At 63.0% G+C, this 18,115-nt stretch carries 12 protein-coding genes; 7 read left to right on the top strand and 5 right to left on the bottom strand.

Annotation, left to right across the window (positions count from 1 at the left end):
• Positions 1–47: 47 nt before the first annotated feature.
• The 6 genes from fdhF (at position 48) to EUU22_RS20665 (ending at position 9,435) form a co-directional block, all read left to right on the top strand.
• The gene (gene fdhF, locus EUU22_RS20690; protein ID WP_129333874.1) at positions 48–2,927 is read left to right on the top strand and encodes a formate dehydrogenase subunit alpha; all 2,880 of its coding nucleotides are present in this window, start codon (positions 48–50) and stop codon (positions 2,925–2,927) included.
• Positions 2,924–3,757, top strand: a complete 834-nt coding sequence (gene fdhD, locus EUU22_RS20685) for a formate dehydrogenase accessory sulfurtransferase FdhD (protein WP_129333873.1) — start codon at positions 2,924–2,926, stop codon at positions 3,755–3,757. Before fdhF ends, fdhD begins: the two co-directional genes overlap by 4 nt.
• Positions 3,747–3,980, top strand: a complete 234-nt coding sequence (locus tag EUU22_RS20680) for a formate dehydrogenase subunit delta (protein ID WP_129333872.1) — start codon at positions 3,747–3,749, stop codon at positions 3,978–3,980. The genes fdhD and EUU22_RS20680 overlap by 11 nt, the downstream gene beginning before the upstream one ends.
• Before the next feature lie 97 nt (positions 3,981–4,077).
• A complete protein-coding gene (locus EUU22_RS20675; RefSeq protein WP_129333871.1) occupies positions 4,078–5,466 on the top strand; it encodes a sigma-54-dependent transcriptional regulator in 1,389 nt (462 codons plus the stop codon).
• The gene (locus EUU22_RS20670; RefSeq protein WP_129333870.1) at positions 5,459–7,483 is read left to right on the top strand and encodes a sensor histidine kinase; all 2,025 of its coding nucleotides are present in this window, start codon (positions 5,459–5,461) and stop codon (positions 7,481–7,483) included. The genes EUU22_RS20675 and EUU22_RS20670 overlap by 8 nt, the downstream gene beginning before the upstream one ends.
• 299 nt (positions 7,484–7,782) lie before the next feature.
• The gene (locus EUU22_RS20665; protein WP_129333869.1) at positions 7,783–9,435 is read left to right on the top strand and encodes an OFA family MFS transporter; all 1,653 of its coding nucleotides are present in this window, start codon (positions 7,783–7,785) and stop codon (positions 9,433–9,435) included.
• Positions 9,436–9,498: 63 nt separating this feature from the next.
• On the opposite strand, the gene EUU22_RS20660 is transcribed toward EUU22_RS20665, so the two are convergent.
• The 4 genes from EUU22_RS20660 to rocF form a co-directional block, all read right to left on the bottom strand.
• On the bottom strand, positions 9,499–10,344 hold the full coding sequence (locus EUU22_RS20660; protein ID WP_129333868.1) for an asparaginase domain-containing protein: 846 nt from the start codon (positions 10,342–10,344) through the stop codon (positions 9,499–9,501).
• A gap of 151 nt (positions 10,345–10,495) precedes the next feature.
• The gene (locus EUU22_RS20655) at positions 10,496–10,975 is read right to left on the bottom strand and encodes a chemotaxis protein CheW (RefSeq protein ID WP_112686511.1); all 480 of its coding nucleotides are present in this window, start codon (positions 10,973–10,975) and stop codon (positions 10,496–10,498) included.
• Between the two features lie 215 nt (positions 10,976–11,190).
• Complete coding sequence (gene rocD / locus EUU22_RS20650; protein WP_129333867.1) at positions 11,191–12,399, bottom strand: ornithine--oxo-acid transaminase; 1,209 nt, start codon at positions 12,397–12,399, stop codon at positions 11,191–11,193.
• Between the two features lie 18 nt (positions 12,400–12,417).
• Complete coding sequence (rocF, locus tag EUU22_RS20645) at positions 12,418–13,353, bottom strand: arginase (protein ID WP_129333866.1); 936 nt, start codon at positions 13,351–13,353, stop codon at positions 12,418–12,420.
• A gap of 122 nt (positions 13,354–13,475) precedes the next feature.
• Here rocF and EUU22_RS20640 point away from each other — a divergent pair, with 122 nt between their 5' ends.
• On the top strand, positions 13,476–13,904 hold the full coding sequence (locus EUU22_RS20640) for an Lrp/AsnC family transcriptional regulator (protein ID WP_129333865.1): 429 nt from the start codon (positions 13,476–13,478) through the stop codon (positions 13,902–13,904).
• 41 nt (positions 13,905–13,945) lie between these two features.
• Here EUU22_RS20640 and EUU22_RS20635 read toward each other — a convergent pair whose 3' ends face one another.
• Positions 13,946–18,109, bottom strand: coding sequence for a translocation/assembly module TamB domain-containing protein (locus EUU22_RS20635; protein ID WP_129333864.1), 4,164 nt, complete (start codon positions 18,107–18,109; stop codon positions 13,946–13,948).
• Between the last annotated feature and the right edge of the window lie 6 nt (positions 18,110–18,115).

Below are 18,115 nucleotides of genomic sequence, written 5' to 3'. Positions count from 1 at the left end.
CGCTCTCTGCCGGACCTTTTCTTTTGTTTTCAACCAGGAGGCTCGCCATGCCCCTCGTTCCTGAAATCGATTACGGCACTCCGGCTTCCAGGTCGGAGAACACCGTCACGCTGACCGTCGATGGGAAGCGCGTCACTGTTCCCGCAGGCACCTCAATCATGCGGGCTTCGATGGAAGCCGGTATCGAGGTGCCGAAACTCTGCGCGACGGACATGATGGACGCTTTCGGCTCCTGCCGTCTCTGTCTCGTGGAGATCGACGGACGCGCCGGCACGCCGGCTTCCTGCACGACGCCGGCGGTCGAGGGCATGGTGGTCCACACCCAGACCGACCGGTTGAAGCAGATCCGCAAGGGGGTGATGGAGCTCTACATCTCCGACCACCCGCTCGACTGTCTCACCTGCGCGGCCAATGGCGACTGCGAGTTGCAAGACATGGCGGGTGCCGTCGGTCTGCGGGATGTCCGCTATGGTTATGAGGGCGATAATCACGTCAGGGCACGCAACGACGGCGACATCAACGCGAAATGGATGCCGAAGGACGAGTCCAACCCTTACTTCACCTATGATCCGGCGAAGTGCATCGTCTGCTCGCGCTGTGTGCGGGCCTGCGAGGAAGTGCAGGGCACGTTCGCGCTGACGATCGAGGGGCGCGGATTCGACAGCCGGGTCTCGTCCGGCATGCACGAGGATTTCCTCTCCTCGGAATGCGTCTCCTGCGGCGCCTGCGTGCAGGCCTGTCCGACGGCGACTCTCATCGAGAAGTCCGTCATCGAGATCGGCCAGCCGGAGCACTCCGTTGTTACCACCTGTGCCTATTGCGGCGTCGGCTGTTCCTTCAAGGCGGAGATGCGTGGCGAGGAGCTTGTCCGCATGGTGCCGTGGAAGGACGGCAAGGCGAACCGTGGCCATTCCTGCGTCAAAGGGCGTTTCGCCTGGGGATATGCGACGCATCAGGATCGTATTCTGAATCCGATGATCCGTGAAAAGATCACAGACCCCTGGCGCGAAGTGACCTGGGAGGAAGCACTCGCACATGTCGCCTCCGAGTTCCGCCGCATACAATACCAATACGGTCGTGATTCGATCGGCGGCATCACCTCGTCCCGTTGCACCAACGAGGAGACCTTCCTCGTGCAGAAGCTGGTGCGTGCCGGGTTCGGCAACAACAATGTCGATACGTGCGCCCGCGTCTGCCACTCGCCAACCGGCTACGGTCTCGGCCAGGCCTTCGGCACGTCGGCCGGCACGCAGGACTTCGATTCGATCGACCACTCCGATGTCATCATGGTGATCGGCGCCAACCCGTCGGCGGCGCATCCGGTCTTCGCCTCGCGCATGAAGAAGCGGATCCGCCAGGGCGCGAAGCTGATCGTGCTAGATCCCCGCGAGACCGAGACCGTGAATTCGGTCCATGCCAAGGCGGACTTCCACCTGCCGCTCAAGCCCGGCACCAATGTCGCGGTCGTCACAGCGCTCGCCCATGTGATCGTAACCGAAGGCCTGTTCAATGAGGCCTTCATCCGCGAGCGCTGCGACTGGTCCGAGTTCGAGGACTGGGCCGCCTTCGTTTCCGAGCCGCGGCATTCGCCGGAGGAGACCGAAAAATTCACTGGCGTATCGGCAGATCTCGTGCGCGGTGCGGCCCGGCTCTATGCCCGGGGCGGCAATGGCGCGATCTATTACGGCCTCGGCGTCACCGAGCACAGCCAGGGTTCGACGACCGTCATGGCGATCGCCAACCTTGCCATGGCGACCGGCAATATCGGTCGCCCGGGCGTCGGCGTGAATCCGCTGCGCGGGCAGAACAACGTGCAGGGTTCCTGCGACATGGGCTCCTTCCCGCACGAACTGCCGGGCTATCGGCATATATCGGACGATGCCACGCGTGACACCTTCGAGAAGCTCTGGGGCGTCAAGCTCGACAGCGAGCCGGGCCTGCGCATCCCGAACATGCTCGATGCCGCCGTCGACGGCTCGTTCAAGGGCATCTATATCCAGGGCGAGGACATCCTGCAGTCCGATCCCGACACCAGGCATGTCTCGGCCGGCCTTGCCGCCATGGAATGCGTTGTGGTGCACGACCTGTTCCTCAACGAGACGGCCAACTACGCCCATGTCTTCCTGCCGGGCTCAACTTTCCTGGAAAAGGACGGCACGTTCACCAATGCCGAGCGACGCATCAACCGCGTGCGCAAGGTCATGTCGCCGAAGAACGGTTATGCCGACTGGGAAGTGACGCAGATGCTCGCCCAGGCCATGGGCTTGCCGTGGAATTACAGCCATCCGTCGGAGATCATGGACGAGATCGCCGCAACGACGCCGAGTTTCGCCAGCGTGACCTACGATCTCCTGGAGAAGATGGGTTCGGTGCAGTGGCCGTGCAACGAGAAGTTCCCCGAAGGGTCGCCGATCATGCACGTCAACGGCTTCGTTCGTGGCAAGGGCAAGTTCATTCGTACGGAATATGTTGCGACGGACGAACGCACCGGCCCGCGTTTCCCTCTGCTTCTGACCACCGGCCGTATCCTGTCACAGTACAATGTCGGCGCGCAGACCCGCCGCACGGAGAACGTCGTTTGGCACGAAGAGGACCGACTTGAAATCCACCCGCACGATGCCGAACAGCGTGGCATCAAGGACGGCGACTGGGTGCGGCTCGCCAGCCGTGCAGGTGAAACGACGCTTCGGGCGCTGATCACCGAACGCGTCTCGCCGGGCGTCGTCTATACCACCTTCCACCATCCCGAAACGCAAGCGAATGTCATCACCACCGATTACTCGGACTGGGCGACCAACTGCCCGGAATACAAGGTGACCGCAGTACAGGTTTCACCTTCCAATGGTCCATCGGACTGGCAGCGTGACTACGAAGACCTGTCGCGGAAGTCGCGCCGTATCGCCGGGAAGCTGGAGGCTGCGGAATGAACCCAAAACGCCTCGCCGCTGTGCCTGTACCGGAGTTTGTCCTCCGGGCAGGCAGTGTGCGGAGCGGCGAGCGCGTGGTTTCCGACGAGGTTCCGATTGCTTTCAGCTATGGCGGCACCACCCATGCCGTCATGATGGCGACGCCGGCGGACCTTAAGGATTTTGCCGTCGGGTTCAGCCTCACCGAGGGTATCATCGCCGATCCGGCGGAGATCGTCGGTATAGATATCGTTGACGAGGGGCGCGGTATTGACGTGCAGGTGACGCTCGCCGAACCGGTCGCCGACGCCCTTCACGCACGTCGCCGACACATGGCGGGACCCGTCGGCTGCGGTCTGTGTGGAATCGAATCGATCGAACAGGCGCTGAGGCCAGTGCGGTTCGTCGGTGATGGCGAGCTGCGCCTGCGCTCGGAGGAGATCGTGGAGGCGGTCCGGGCGCTGGGTGCGGCGCAACACCTCAACCGGCAGACGCACGCCGTCCATGGCGCCGGCTTCTACGTGCCGGGAAAAGGGGTGGTCGCAATCCGTGAAGACGTCGGGCGTCACAACGCCCTCGACAAGCTCTGCGGAGCCGTCGCCGGGGCTGGCCTTCGCGGCGGGGACGGTGCAGTCGTTGTCACCAGCCGCCTCTCGGTCGAGATGGTCCAGAAGGCGGCGGTCCTCGGAAGTCGGTTCCTGCTTGCTGTCTCAGCCCCGACACTTCTTGCGATCGAGACGGCCGAGCAGGCTGGCGTGACGCTCGTCGCCGTCGTTCGCGGCGAAGATTTCGAAGTTTTCACCTACGCTGACCGCATATCGTTTCCAGGAGCCGTTGCCGATGTCGCATGAGCATACCGCTGAAAAGCTGGTTCGGATGGCAAACCAGATCGCGTCTTTCTTCGCCTCCCAGCCGGAGGCGACGCGGATCGATGGTGTTGCCACGCACATCAACAAGTTCTGGGAGCCGCGCATGCGTCGGCAACTGTTCGAGATCATCGACGCAGGCGGAGCCGGCCTCGATCCGCTGGTTCTCGATGCCGCGAAACTGATCAAGCGACCCCAACCGGCATAGTGTTGTCGATCGTTCACAAACCTGTCCCGTGGCTTTTGTGACTTCACCTTCTCTGCTATTCATGACGGTAATCTGATCGACGGGATGGGAGAGGCGCGTGCGGGCAGAGACGGTACGGAAGTCGGCCGCCGCCGAACGTGCGCCCGAATTCGGGCCATGGCTTGCGCAAGCGTCGATTCTCGTGGTCGACGATGAGCCGGGAATGCGTAATTTTCTCGTTCGTACCCTCGGGCCGCGCTGCAAGCGGATCGAGGAGGCGGCCGATACGGACGAAGCGTCCCGCAAGCTCGACCGGAACCACTTCGACGTCGTCATCCTCGACAACATCATGCCGGGCAGGAACGGCGTCGATTGGCTGGTCGAGCAAAGGTCGATCGGCTTTTATGCCGACGCGATCCTCATGACGGCCTATGCAGATCTCGAGACGGCGATCCAGGCGCTACGTGCCGGTGCGGTCGACTTTGTGCTGAAGCCCTTCCGCTCCAACCAGATCCTCAACGCCGTCGCCCGTTGTCTCGACCGCATGCGGCTGCAGCGCGAGAATTTCGTTCTGCGCTACGAACTGCGTGCGACCTCCGATCATATTCTCCTTCGCGACAAGCTAATCGGTGAATCCCCGGCCATCCGCCGTGTTCGTGAGACGATTGCAAAGGTGGCGCCTCTGCCGACCACCGTGCTGCTCAGCGGTGAATCGGGAACCGGCAAGGAGGTCGCAGCGCGATCGATCCACGCGTTGTCGGATCGCGCGGAGAAGCCCTTCGTGCCTGTCAATTGTGCCGCGATCCCGCCTGACATGATCGAGTCCGAGCTCTTCGGTCATCTCAAGGGAGCTTTCACGGGAGCGGAGATGAACCGCGAGGGGCTGTTCATGCATGCCCAGGGCGGGACGCTCTTCCTCGACGAGATCGGCGAGATGCCGCTCGCGACCCAGAGCAAATTGCTGCGGGCGATCGAAGACAGACGCATACGTCCGGTCGGGGCCGAGCGTGAAGTTCCGGTCGATCTCCGTCTCATATTCGCGACGAATGCTGACCTCGAAGCGCAGGTCAAACAGGGTAACTTCCGCGCCGATCTGTTCTACCGGATCAATGTGATGCAGCTCTTTCTCCCACCTCTCCGCGAGAGGGATGGTGATGTGCTCGAGCTCGCTCGACTGTTCATGGACAAGCTGTCCCAGCAACTCGGCATGCCACCGGTGGCCATTGAAGCCGACGTGACGGCCGCGCTCCTGCGCTATCGCTGGCCCGGAAATGTTCGCGAATTGCGGAATCTCATCGAGCGGTCGTTGATCCTAGGTGCCTTCCCCGAAGACTTCCGAGGTCATCGTTCCCCCGCCGCGTTCGGTGCTTCGACACTCGAAGATGTCGAACGGCGACACATCCTAGCGGTTCTCCAGGAGGTTGGTGGCAATCGCGACGAGGCAGCACGGCGGTTGGGAATCTCGCGCAAGACGATCGATCGCAAATGCGCGGCTTGGAATGTCTAAGCCCACGGCATCTGTCACGCCTAGTGTGGGCGGCTCATCGATCCGCTTTCGTTTGCTTGCCATCGCACTGCTGCCGACGCTCGTCATACTGCCCGTGCTGCTTGCGATCACCATGGCGCGATGGGAAGCCAAGTTCGACGCGCTCCTGACCTCCAAGGTGAACGGTGATCTCACGATCGCGCACCAATATCTGTCCCGGATTCTCGAAAACACCGGCGAACACCTGAAGGCGCTCACGGACTCGGCCGGTTTCCGCGACATCGTCGTCCGGGACGGGACCAGCACACTGCCGGCGTTTCTCGAAGAAAACCGCAAGCGGCTCGGGCTGGATTTCCTGATGGTCATTGGCAGCGGAGGCCCGTTTTCTGCCTCTCCACCCTTGGGAGCCGCTGCACCGATCCGCAGCGACTGGCCGGTCGTGCAGGCTGCGCTCTCCGGCCGTGCGAGTACCGCCATCGACATCTTCACCAACGAAGAACTGGCCGCGATCTCGTCTAACCTAGCGTCTCAAGCGCGGCTGGAGCTTGTGCCGACGCCGAACGCGCTTCCGACCGACCGAACCATCGAGAACCGCGGCATGGTCGTCCATTCCGCGAGCCCCGCCTTCGTGCCGGGTCGCGGAACCGTCGCGCTGGTCGGTGGAATCCTGCTCAACCAGAATCTCGTCTTCATCGACACGATCAATGATCTCGTCTACCGCGAAGCCAGCCTTCCGGCCGGCAGCCGCGGAACCGCGACGCTTTTTCTCGATGACGTGCGAATCAGCACGAATGTCCGGCTCTTCGAGAACAAGCGGGCACTCGGCACGCGGGTGTCGAAAGCGGTCCGCGAGGCGGTACTCGACCAGGGTCGGGTCTGGCTCGATAGCGCCTTCGTCGTCAACGACTGGTATGTCTCCGCCTACGAGCCGATCAGCGACAGCTACGGCAAGCGGGTCGGCATGCTCTATGTCGGCTTCCTGGAAGCGCCGTTTGCACGCGCCAAAATGGAGACCCTGATCGGTATCGGTCTTGCATTCCTTGCCGTGACCGGTGCGAGTGTTCCGATCTTTCTGCGCTGGGCACGAGGAATCTTCAAGCCGCTCGAGCGCATGACCGCAACCATCGGCAGGGTGGAGGAGGGCGATCTTGGTGCACGCACCGGCCTTGCGCGCGCCGATGACGAAATCGGCCGCGTTGCGCACCATCTCGATACGCTGCTGGATCAGGTCCAGCAGCGTGATCGCGAACTCCGGGCCTGGAACGACGAACTCAATGCCCGGGTGGCGGCTAGGACACATGAACTCGAAGTCGCCAACAGGCAGCTCGAGGCGACCACGAAGCAACTGATCATGTCCGAGAAGCTGGCGGCCATCGGTGAAATCACGGCCGGTGTCGCCCACGAGATCAACAATCCGATAGCGGTCATGCAGGGCAATCTCGATGTGGTTCGCAGCGTTCTCGCCGCCGAGAGCAAGGGCGTCGCGACCGAGTTTCGTCTGATCGACGAGCAGATTCACCGGATCAGTCAGATCGTGACGAGACTCCTGCAATTCGCGAAGCCTGAGGAATATGCCGGCTATGTCGAGCGGCACGCGGTGGCCGACGTCGTTTCCGACTGCCTGCCGCTCGTGCAGCACTTGCTGAACAAGGGCGCGATCGCGGTCTCGCGGAAGGATGCTGCCACGCGCCGCATATTGATGAACCGCACGGAGCTGCAGCAAGTGTTGGTGAACCTCATCGTCAACGCCATCCACGCCATGCCGGACGGTGGGACGCTGACACTGAAGAGTCGAGACGAGGATCGCGAGCGGCGGCGAGGTGTCGCGATCGAGGTGACGGACACCGGCGTCGGGATGGCACCCGACGTGCTGCACCGCATTTTCGATCCCTTCTTTACCACCAAGCGACAGGACGGAACGGGTCTCGGCCTGTCGATCAGTCAAACGCTGGTTACGCGACAGGGCGGCAGCTTGACCGCCGAGAGCCATCTGGGAGAGGGAACCACTTTCACGATCTGGCTTCCCGAAGCGGATTGACGCAGTCTTTCCCGGACAAAATGTCGCACCCTACCCGGACAAAATGTCCGAATTTCTGAGCGGGCGCGATCTAACGCACTGAAAAATCTAGGACCGTTTTCTGGCACGCGGGTTGCTCCGTAACTCCCGCATCTGGCGCATCGTCCGACATTCGGTCGCCGGATGCGGGAGAGCGAGTCGTTTGCGCGACATCGCTGGGGAGGCAGAGCGCAGCGTTTTCGTAGACGGAGACGAGTGCCGGTCTGCCTGCAAGCAGATGGACCCGCCGGCTTCGACCGGCGGAAGGGAGGAGAACAGGAATGACTGCCACAACGGAAACACTAACCGACGGTTACGGTGCGGGCTTGCTCGATCGCGAACGCATCATCGCAAAACCGGGCTTCAATCGCTGGCTCGTGCCGCCGGCGGCGCTCGCCATTCATCTCTGCATCGGCATGGCTTACGGCTTCTCGGTTTTCTGGCTACCGCTGACCAAGTCGATCGGAATCAACCAGTCGGTTGCCTGTGCCGATCTCACGCTTTTCTCGGCCCTCTTCACCACGACATGCGACTGGCGGGTGAGTGACCTCGGCTGGATCTATACGCTCTTCTTCGTCCTGCTCGGTTCGTCCGCCGCGATCTGGGGCGGCTGGCTGGAGCGGGTCGGCCCCCGCCGCGCCGGCTTCGTCTCGGCCTGCTGCTGGTGCGGAGGCATTCTGATTGCCGCACTCGGCGTCATCTTCCATCAACTCTGGTTGATGTGGATCGGTGCAGGCGTGATCGGCGGTATCGGCCTGGGTCTCGGCTATATCTCACCCGTCTCGACGCTGATTAAGTGGTTTCCCGACCGTCGTGGGATGGCGACAGGGATGGCCATCATGGGCTTCGGCGGCGGCGCGATGATCGGTGCACCGCTTGCCGACATGCTGATGAACGTCTTCAGGAGCGAGACCTCCGTCGGCGTCTGGCAGACGTTCGTCGTCATGGCTGGCGTCTACTTCGTGTTCATGATGGGTGGTGCCTTCGGCTACCGCATTCCGCCCGCCGGGTGGCGCCCGGACGGCTGGCAGCCGAAGGTCACCGGAAACGCCATGATTACACACGGCCACGTCCATTTGCGCGATGCGCACAAGACGCCGCAATTCTGGCTGATCTGGGCCGTGCTCTGCCTCAACGTATCGGCGGGGATCGGCGTGATCGGCATGGCCTCGCCGATGCTGCAGGAGATTTTCGCCGGCTCGCTGATCGGCGTTCCGGACGTGAAATTCGCCGACCTTAACAAGGAACAGCTTGCGGCTGTTGCGGCGATCGCCGCCGGCTTCACCGGCCTGCTCTCGCTTTTCAATATCGGCGGACGGTTCTTCTGGGCGTCACTTTCCGACAGACTCGGGCGCAAGAACACCTACTATGTCTTCTTCCTGCTCGGCATTTTGCTCTATGCCTCCGCTCCCTGGGCGGCCGGCATCGGCAGCAAGGTGTTCTTCGTCGCTGCCCTGTGCGTCATCCTGTCCATGTATGGTGGTGGGTTTTCGACCGTTCCCGCCTATCTCGCGGACATTTTCGGCACGCAGTTCGTCGGCGCGATCCACGGTCGTCTCCTGACAGCCTGGGCGACGGCCGGCATAATCGGGCCGGTGGTTGTGAACTACATACGTGAAGCGCAGATCGCCGCCGGCATTCCTCGCGCGCAGGTCTATGACTTCACCATGTACATCCTCGCCGGGCTGCTGGCGCTCGGGCTCATTGCCAACACGCTGGTCAGACCACTCTCGGAAAAATGGTTCATGTCGGACGACGAGGTCGCCGCGTTGCAGGCGAAGAGCCAGTCGAGCAACGTCGGCCCGACTGGCTCCTTCGGGATCGGCAAGGGCGGATTCGACGGTAAGACGCTGGCCGCCTGGGCCGTCGTCGGGTTCCCGATCCTCTGGGGTGTCTGGATCACGCTGCAGAAGACATTCGTGCTCTTCAGCTGAGTCGGCTGGGAAGATCATCCAATTCGAGGGGGCGGACCAAGAATCCGCCCTCTGTCATTCACTTCAATTGAGCCAGAGGCGTATGAGTGCTGCTTCCGGCGTTTCCAGTCCACCGTTCTCGACGCCGGTCGCCCAGAGACCCGCCCCCGCGGCGTAGGCTCCGGGCGTCAGCCCGCCCGCTTCGCACTGGCTGACCGCGCGGATTCGCTTGCCCGCGGCAACGGCCTCGGCAAGAACCTTCAGTATCCACCGGTCCGACGGTGCCGTGCCTGCGCCGAAAACGCGGAGGACAGCGCCGTCCAGCGTCGCGAGGATCGCTTCCAGCGCCTCAGCCGGCAGACCCGGCGAAAGCGTCAGGATGGCGAGACGACGGGCGTCGAAGCTGCGTCTTGACGGTGTCGGTTGTGGCAGCTGCGGCTGCGAGCGAAAGGAGAGGGCCTCGTGGCTATGGTGTTTCACAAGACCCTCTGCCGGCAGCAGCGAACCGGCAAAAGCCAGATGCACGCCTTCACCCGTCTTCATGGTCGCCTCGATCGCCAGCGCGAGGTTACCTTCGGCATCGCCGCCCATCCCGAGTGGCGTCATAGAGCCGCAAAGGACGATCCTTCGGCCCTCTCCGGCAAGCGCCTGCGAAAGCGCGGCACCGGTGAAGGCCATGGTGTCGGTACCATGGGTCACAATAGCCGGTATGTCGGGGTGGGCGCGGATGGCCGAAAGCATCGCATTCCATCCGTCCGGCCCCATGTCGGCGCTGTCGATCAGTGGATCGAAGACATGGCTGGGGAGGAAAACACCTGCCGGCAGGCGTTCTGCCACTGCTGCTTCGACGAGGCCTTTGACTGGAGTGAGGCCATCGGGCCCTGGCGCCATGCCGATCGTGCCGCCGGTGTGGATGAGAAGCAGTTGCATGACGTTGAAACCTCAGACGATTCTGTCCGCCTGTCGTACGTCAGGCCCCGTCCGCGATCAACTCACCTGACGAAGGACGATGCGCACGCAATGAAGCCCGGTGCTACCCGATAGCGCCGGGCTCCTTAAATCAAGATATCGCGGGCTGCGATCAGGCGGCGAGGTCGTCGGCTTCGGTGCCCTTGAACATCTTCGAAAGGTTCAGGAAACAGATCATGCCGTTCTCGGTGGCGATGATGCCTTCCGAGAAGGACTTGTCGAACGAAGCCGAAATCTCCGGCACCGGCTGCACCTGGGAGCTCGGGATCGTCAGGATGTCGGAGACGCGATCGACGAGCATGCCTATGACCATGTTGTGAACTTCGGCGACCACAATGGCGCTGCGCTCGTTGGCGACCGTGCTCTTCATGCCGAGCTTGTAGGCAAGATCAATGATCGGGATGACGGAGCCGCGCAAGTTCATGACACCGATCACGTCGGCCGGCGCATGCGGAATGGGGGTCGAAGGTGCCCAGCCGCGGATTTCGCGAATGGTCGTCGTCTTCACGCAGAACTCCTGATCGTGAAGACGGAAGGCGATGATCTCGAGAGTATCGCCGCCGAAGGTCGTAGAGTTGATCGTCGTTGCCATCAGTGTGTTCCCAGTCCTTTTGTCTTTCGCAGAGCACCGGCGCCGAAACGTCCTTGCTCACGCCATGAAAACGCGTACCGGCGATGCGACGGACCGGGCTGCGGCAGTGACATCTCGTCTCGCTCTGTGCACCGTAGCGTAAGAGTGTTGCTCAAATCTAAATCCGAGACGGCACAGGGGAACTGCAGCCGGCAGCGGCCAAAGGCCCGCCGCCTTCACACGCCTTTCGACAGTACGGCGTCGATGTTTTCGATTGCCCAATCCACCTGGTCCCTGGTGATGACCAGCGGTGGCGCGAGGCGAATCGTATTCACGTGGGTATCCTTGGCGAGAATGCCGCGATCCTTCATGGCGTAGCAGTACTTGCGGGCGCCGCCTGCCTCGGGCAAGAGCTCAACCGCCATCATCAGGCCGCGTCCGCGGACTTCCCGGATCATGTTGGAACGGATCGACCGGAGACCGTCCATGAAGTATGCGCCCATCCTCTCGGCGTTTTCGATCATGCCTTCCTCCACCAGTACCTTCAGCGCTTCTCGGGCGATCGCGCAGGCGAGTGGATTGCCGCCGAAAGTCGAGCCGTGCTGGCCAGGCTGAAGGACTCCGAGCACTTCGGAGTTCGAAAGCACCGCGGAGACCGGATAGAAGCCGCCGGAGAGGGCCTTGCCGATCAGGGTCACGTCCGCCTCGATGCCTTCGTGCTCTTCCGCCAGCAACTTGCCGGTTCGACCGAGCCCGGTTTGGATCTCGTCGAGGATCAGCGTGACGTTGTGCTGGGTGCAGAGTTCACGCACCCGCCGGAAATAGCCGGCCGGAGGAATGATGACGCCGGCCTCGCCCTGGATCGGTTCGATGAGGGCACCGACCGTGTTCGCGTTGATCGCGGCCTCGAACGCGGCGGCATCACCGAAAGGAACGATGGTGAAGCCCGGGGTGTAAGGACCGAAACCTTCGCGGGCGTCCGGGTCGGTCGAGAAGCTGATGATACTCAGCGTGCGGCCGTGGAAGTTTTCCGAACAGACGATAATCTCGGCCTTGTTCTTCTCGACACCCTTTACCTCGTACCCCCATTTGCGGACCGCCTTGATCGCCGTCTCGACGGCTTCCGCGCCGGAGTTCATCGGCAGGATCTTGTGCGAGCCGGTAAGCGCGGCAAGCTCCTCGTAGAAGAGAGCGAGCTGGTCGTTGCGGAACGCGCGCGACGTCAGCGTCAGCTTGGAGGCCTGTTCCGTCATGGCCGCCAGGATGCGCGGGTGGCAGTGCCCCTGGTTGACGGCCGAATAAGCCGACAGGCAATCGAGATAACGGTTTCCGTCGCTGTCCCAGACGTGCACGCCCTGGCCTCGCGTCAGGACAACGTCGAGAGGCTTATAGTTATGGGCGCCGAGGCGGTGTTCGGTGGCGATGAGTTCGGCTGTCTGCGACATGACGGCGTTCCTTGTGGCTCAGGCGGAGCGGGTGGGGCGATCGAGGACGCGGCGGCCGAAAAGGCTCGCCGCAAGATCGACGAGGACGCGGGCACTCTTGCCGCGATCGTCCAGAAAGGGATTCAGTTCGACGAGGTCGAGCGAGGAGACGAGCCCGCTGTCGTGCAACATCTCCATGATGAGATGCGCCTCGCGGAATGTCGCACCGCCCGGTACCGTGGTACCGACACCTGGAGCGACATCCGGGTCGAGGAAATCGACGTCGAGGCTTACATGCAGGAGGCCGTCGCTGCCCTCGACCTCGGCGAGAATCCTGCGCATGATTGCGCCGACACCCTCTTCGTCCACGGCCCGCATGTCGAACACGTTGACCTCGTGTCTGGCGATCGCGACGCGCTCCTCCTCGTCCACAGAGCGGATACCGACCTGATAGACCCTCTTGGGATCGACGAACGGCCGCTCGGACGGAAGGATGGGAGCGAACTCCGCCTGACCACAGAAGAAGGCGACCGGCATGCCATGCATGTTACCGGAAGGGGAGGTTTCCGGCGTGTTGAAGTCGGCATGGGCATCCAGCCAGAGGACGAAAAGCGGGCGGCCGACCCGTCCGGCATAGCGTGCCATGCCGGAAACGCTGCCCATCGACAGGCTGTGATCGCCGCCGAGCGCTACCGGCAAGCTGCCGGCGGTGGCAGCATCGAACGTGGCCTTCTCGAGGGCGCGGGTGAACGCGGCGACAGCAGGAAGATTGCGAGCCCTTGGGCTTGTGGCGAGATCGTCCGCCGGTTCCGGCCGGAGATCGCCCGCATCGCTGACGCGATAGCCGAGTTCCTGCAGGACATGCCCGATCCCGGCAATCCTGAGGGCCGCCGGTCCCATCGCGCAACCGCCGCGGCCGGAGCCTTCCTCGACCGGCACTCCGATCAGTGTCACTGCCTTTTGCTGCGCCTGCATTCGCTGCTCCCTGTCTTCTCCGGGGATTATCTCTGTGCACCGCGTCGGCAAAAAGATGGAAAAGTGTCGAAAAGAAAGTTAGATATCGCAAAGTGATAAGCCATTCTGACGGAATGTGACCCTTGGACGATCTCGATCACGCCATACTCGGCGCATTGCGCCACAATGCCAGGATCTCCGTGTCATCGCTTGCGGCGATGACCGGCGCGTCGCGCGCCACCATCTCCGCACGGATCGACCGGCTGGTTACAGATGGTACCATCGCAGGCTTCACCATCAAAACCGGAAGTGAGCTGCGCGCGGCCGGTGTCCGCGCGATCGTGATGATCGAGGTCGTCGGCAAGTTCGCGGACAAAGTTGCCCATCAGCTACGGGGCTTGCCCGAGGTGCGCGCACTCCACAGCACCAACGGCCGATGGGACTTTGTCGCCGAACTCGAGGATCGCGACCTCGCGTCCTTCGACGAGACGCTGCGGCGCATCCGTCTCATCGAAGGCATCAATACCACCGAGAGCAACATTCTCCTGAAGACCAGCAAAGTGAGCTACTGAGCCGCTTTGCCGCAACGGCGAGGCGGGACGACGTCCGTGGCTCAGTATTCCTTTTCGTAGAAAATGCCGGCGCCGCCGGAGCCGTCACCGCCTGCTTCGCCCTTCAGTTTGACACCGCGGCCGACATCGAGATTGATGATCGCCCGACCCGTGCCGTTGGCACCTTGCTCGAGTTCGATATAGGTGCGTTCGTTCAGGTATTTGCCGGCCCGGAATTGGGCCTGACCGCGCTCATCGGTCGTGATGTCGAGATTGTCGATGCCGATTGCGCCGCGCAGGCTGTTGAAGAGTGACGTCTGCCCACCGGCGAGCTGGCCCACCGCATCCGCAAGCTGCGCGATCTGGAGCGCCGAAAGCCGGGTCATCGACTGACCGAAAATGAGCTGTGCCAGGATCTCGTCTTGCGGCAGGGCCGGCGAGGATGAGAAGGCGACCTGCGGATTGTTGGCGAGGCCCGAGAGCGTCACCGTGATCGTCGTGCTGCCGGACGTCGTGGTGGCTTCCATATCGAGAATGGGGATCAAGCCGCCGCCGAAGGTGATCGTGCCTCGCGTGATGTCCAGCCGCTTGGTCAGGATAGCCAGGCGGCCACGTCGCAGCGTGAAGGCGCCACTGACCTCGGGATTGGCGGCCGTTCCCCTCAGAACGAGCGAGCCGCCGAGTTCGGCATCGATGCCGCGCCCGCGCACGAACACGCGTGAGGGCGAGGAAACGGCAAGATCAAGCTGGACGCTGGAACTGCTGCCACGCGCCTGCGCCGGTCGCAGTGCGGCGGTCTGGGCGCGCACGGCTGGCGGCGGATTCCTGTGCTTGATGTCGAGTTCGGCGAGGCTGGCGGGTAGCCGTTCGGGCACCGTGATCGCCGTATCGGAGAGCGCAAGCGATCCGGAGAGCACGGGTCCCGAGAGGAGCGGGCCGCGCAAAGCGAGCGTGCCGTCGACCGTCGAGTGGAAGAGCGTTCCATCGACATAGACGGCCTGGACGAGCTTGACCTCGATATTGCCCGGTAATCCGGGAGAACGAATGTCGATGGTGCCCGCGCCTGACACGGTGCCTCCGCCCGCCAGACGCCCGGTGAGATTAGAAATCGTCGCCCGGTTCCCGGCAAGTGCGACCGTGGCGGCGAGGCCATCTACGGTGAGATTTCTCCGCACGTCGATGAGCCGCGCGCCATTCGTCGTCAGTCTGCCACCGATAACGGGACTGCGGAGATTGCCGGATACGGTGAGCTGGACATTTGCAGTTCCCTCCAGCACGAGGCCCTGTTGTGACAGCAGGCCGGACAGCGTCGCAAAGGGCAGGTCGCCGACGAAGCGCATGTCTACTGCCTGCCTGCCGGATACCATAAGCGATCCTCCGCCGGTCAGGACCGCGCCTCCGGCGCCGCTCGTGCGCGTGTCGATCGTCAGCCTGTTGCCTTCGAAGCGCCCCCGCGCGCTGATGTTCAGGTCGCCGAGTGCGGCCGAGCGTGTCTGGGCGACGGCCGCGTTCCGCCAGTCGAGCGCGTAGCCCACAACGGGCGATGTCGCCTGCCCGGTGACGGTCACCGTTCCTGAAATGCTGCCTCCAGCGCCGAGACTTGGTGACAGGCTGTTGGCCAACGCGGCGGGGATGTTGTTCAATGCCGCGTTCAGAGCAAGTGCGCTGCCAGCCTTTCCATTGAGTGTGACAGTGCCGTTGCCTGCGGAGACGACGACGGAACGCAGATTCGCATTGCCATCCACGACGTCTACCGAGGCAGGAGCGGAGAGCCGCAGCGGGAGCCCGCGCGGCGCGGCCGAAAGCCGGTTGATGCCGATGGTCAACCCGCTCGGCGTTTCCGCGATGTCACCTTCGAAGAGAGTGGGTGCGTTGTCGTAGCGAGCTTCGAGCTTGACCCCGGTCGATGAGCCGCGGCGGGTGAAGGAGAGAACGGGGGCGTCCAGCGTTTGGCCGCCGAGTTTGACCGACCGCGCACGAACAGACCCACTGGCGGCAAACGTCTGGATGTCGGCTATCGCGACGTTCACATCGGGTCTGGTCACCACGACGCCGTCACGACTTGCAGCCGAACCGCTCGCCACGACGTTCAGGCTCGTTCGCCCTTTGTCGTCTCCAATCGTCACCTTGCCGTTGAGATCGCCGGTGACCTGCTGACCGGCCAGCGCGGCAAGGAGGCCAAGGTCCGGAAAATCGAAGGTCAGTTCGCCGCTCGGTGTGAATTCCGGCGAGAACGACATCGAGCCAGACGCACGGTTCGGACCCACGACGACCGAAAGCGCCGGGATGTTCGTCCCTCCATTTGCGGGGACAAGATCGGCACTGCCGCTGATGATCTGCCCGTCCAATTGTCCGGAAATCCTGAGTTGGCCTGTCGGGGCTGTCGGACTTGCGATCCCTTCCAGCTCGACAGTCAGGTCTTCCAGCGTCCGTCCGGCTGCTGTCGCCTTGGCGGTGCTTAGCGTCACTTGCGCTTTCGGATTGCCGGCGGGGCCGGCAGCGGAAACGGCGAACTCAGCCGCACCTTCCGTATTGGCGATGAAATGGCCGATGTCGGCGATCTTGCCCTGCAGGTCGGCCGCAATCTGATTGTCGGATGTGAGCGCGCCCTTGCCCGAGAGTTCCAGGACATCGGAGGTCACCTTCAGGTTTTCGAGGCTTACGGTGCGTGGTGGCGCGAATTGAAGATCGCCGGCCAGGCCGATCGTTCCGCTGAACTTTGACGCAACGCTCGCAGGCAGAACATCCGGCAGGAGGAAGAGGGCGAGGCGGGATGACAAAGTGCCGCTCTCCAGCGAGTAGCGCCCGTCGAGCTTGCCGCCGATCGAGGCGCTTTCGATGGTCGACCCGTCCAAGCCGATGCTTCCAGCCGTGATTGCAAGCGGCGCATGGACGGTCAGCGGCGGACGAATGATGCGGTCGAGAGGCGCGATCGAAAATGTTCCCGCCGTGACCGATAGCGTCGTGTCGATAAGGCCTTCCCGCTTCGAGAGGTCGAAGGCCGCACTTTTCGCCGAGAGCGCGACGTCGTTCAGGCGTCCCTCCGTCGTGGCGAGGGACTGCAACTGTGCCTTGACGTCGAGCGCGGCCGCCGATGCCGGTCCGTTGACGGACAAGGTCGCGCTTTCGACTTCCGTTTCGATGGCGCGCTTGTCGTCGGTCCAGCGAAAGGTGACGGGTCCGGACACGCCGGAGAGGCTGGCCCGTAGGTCGTTCTGGCCCGCGGGATCGAAGGTTCCCGAGGTGGTGAGCTGGAAGCGAGCAGTCGTGACCTTTCCGCTTTCGATCTCGATTGCGCCGGAGGGCGCGATCGCCGCGGAGACATCGATCTTGGTTTCGCCCGCAAAGAGTTCGCGAAGGGCAGGTGGAAGGATCCGATCGAATTGGCCGTCGCCCTTGAGCGTCACGTGCCGGCGGTTCTCCGCCACGATGCGGTGCGTGGCTGTGACCGACACCGTAGGCTGACCGTCGACATCGGCTGAAACTTTGCCGCGCCAGTCGGACAGCGGGCCGTCGCCGTCCACGGCGATCCTGAGCGCCGGTTCTCCCGGCAGGCGCAGCAAGCCGGCCACAAGCCCGCCGGTCGGCTCCGTAACGGTCGCCTTCAGGCGCAGCCGATCATCCGCCGGAGCGTAGAGCAGGTCCGCAACGAGTGCCGAACCCGGATCATTCTCGCGTCGTGCCTCGACGGTCGCCGCGATCTGATCAGCATCAGCGAGCCCGGATCCGGCAAGGGAGAAGGTCATCGGCTTGCCCGTCAGGTCGCTGCCAAGCGCAATTTCGGCTACTTCGACCGAGGCTATGTCGATGGCCACCGGCAACCGGAATGGGCCGTCTGACGGTGTCGGAGGTTGCGTCACGATCGGTTGTCTGTCGATTTCGATCGCCGTTGCTGCGATGCGATCGGCGCGGAAACGTCCGGCAAGCAGTGTCGACGGCGTCCAGTCGACGGCGAGGTCCCGGATCGTGGCGTAGGTTCCCTTCGTGTCGGCAATCGTGACCGTACCAATGTGGAGCCGTCCGGACAGCAACGGTCCCGGATCGGAAATCGCAATCCGGCGATCCGGCGTCGAGGCGAGTTCCGCGATCCAGCCCGACAACAGCCTCCCGCCGAAAGAGGTGAACCCGCCGAGCACGATTGCGACGATCAACAGTGCCAGGGTTGTTCCCACGACGTAGGCCGCGAGGCGAAGGATCCATTTCGTCAGGCGGGTCAGGAATTGCATCGCGGT

The organism is Ciceribacter ferrooxidans (assembly GCF_004137355.1).
GTDB classification, from domain to species: Bacteria; Pseudomonadota; Alphaproteobacteria; order Rhizobiales; family Rhizobiaceae; genus Allorhizobium; species Allorhizobium ferrooxidans.
The sequence above is the reverse complement of the archived record's forward strand: the minus strand, read 5'-3'. Positions and strand labels throughout refer to the sequence as shown.

What these genes read in the sequence shown, in the direction of transcription:
- EUU22_RS20660 (WP_129333868.1), bottom strand. Translation starts at nt 10,344, where the DNA reads ATGCAACTGCTTCTCATCCACACCGGCGGCACGATCGGCATGGCGCCA.
- EUU22_RS20635 (WP_129333864.1), bottom strand. Translation starts at nt 18,109, where the DNA reads ATGCAATTCCTGACCCGCCTGACGAAATGGATCCTTCGCCTCGCGGCC.
- EUU22_RS20670 (WP_129333870.1), top strand. Translation starts at nt 5,459, where the DNA reads ATGTCTAAGCCCACGGCATCTGTCACGCCTAGTGTGGGCGGCTCATCG.
- EUU22_RS20665 (WP_129333869.1), top strand. Translation starts at nt 7,783, where the DNA reads ATGACTGCCACAACGGAAACACTAACCGACGGTTACGGTGCGGGCTTG.
- fdhD (WP_129333873.1), top strand. Translation starts at nt 2,924, where the DNA reads ATGAACCCAAAACGCCTCGCCGCTGTGCCTGTACCGGAGTTTGTCCTC.
- rocF (WP_129333866.1), bottom strand. Translation starts at nt 13,353, where the DNA reads ATGCAGGCGCAGCAAAAGGCAGTGACACTGATCGGAGTGCCGGTCGAG.
- EUU22_RS20680 (WP_129333872.1), top strand. Translation starts at nt 3,747, where the DNA reads ATGTCGCATGAGCATACCGCTGAAAAGCTGGTTCGGATGGCAAACCAG.
- fdhF (WP_129333874.1), top strand. Translation starts at nt 48, where the DNA reads ATGCCCCTCGTTCCTGAAATCGATTACGGCACTCCGGCTTCCAGGTCG.
- rocD (WP_129333867.1), bottom strand. Translation starts at nt 12,399, where the DNA reads ATGTCGCAGACAGCCGAACTCATCGCCACCGAACACCGCCTCGGCGCC.
- EUU22_RS20655 (WP_112686511.1), bottom strand. Translation starts at nt 10,975, where the DNA reads ATGGCAACGACGATCAACTCTACGACCTTCGGCGGCGATACTCTCGAG.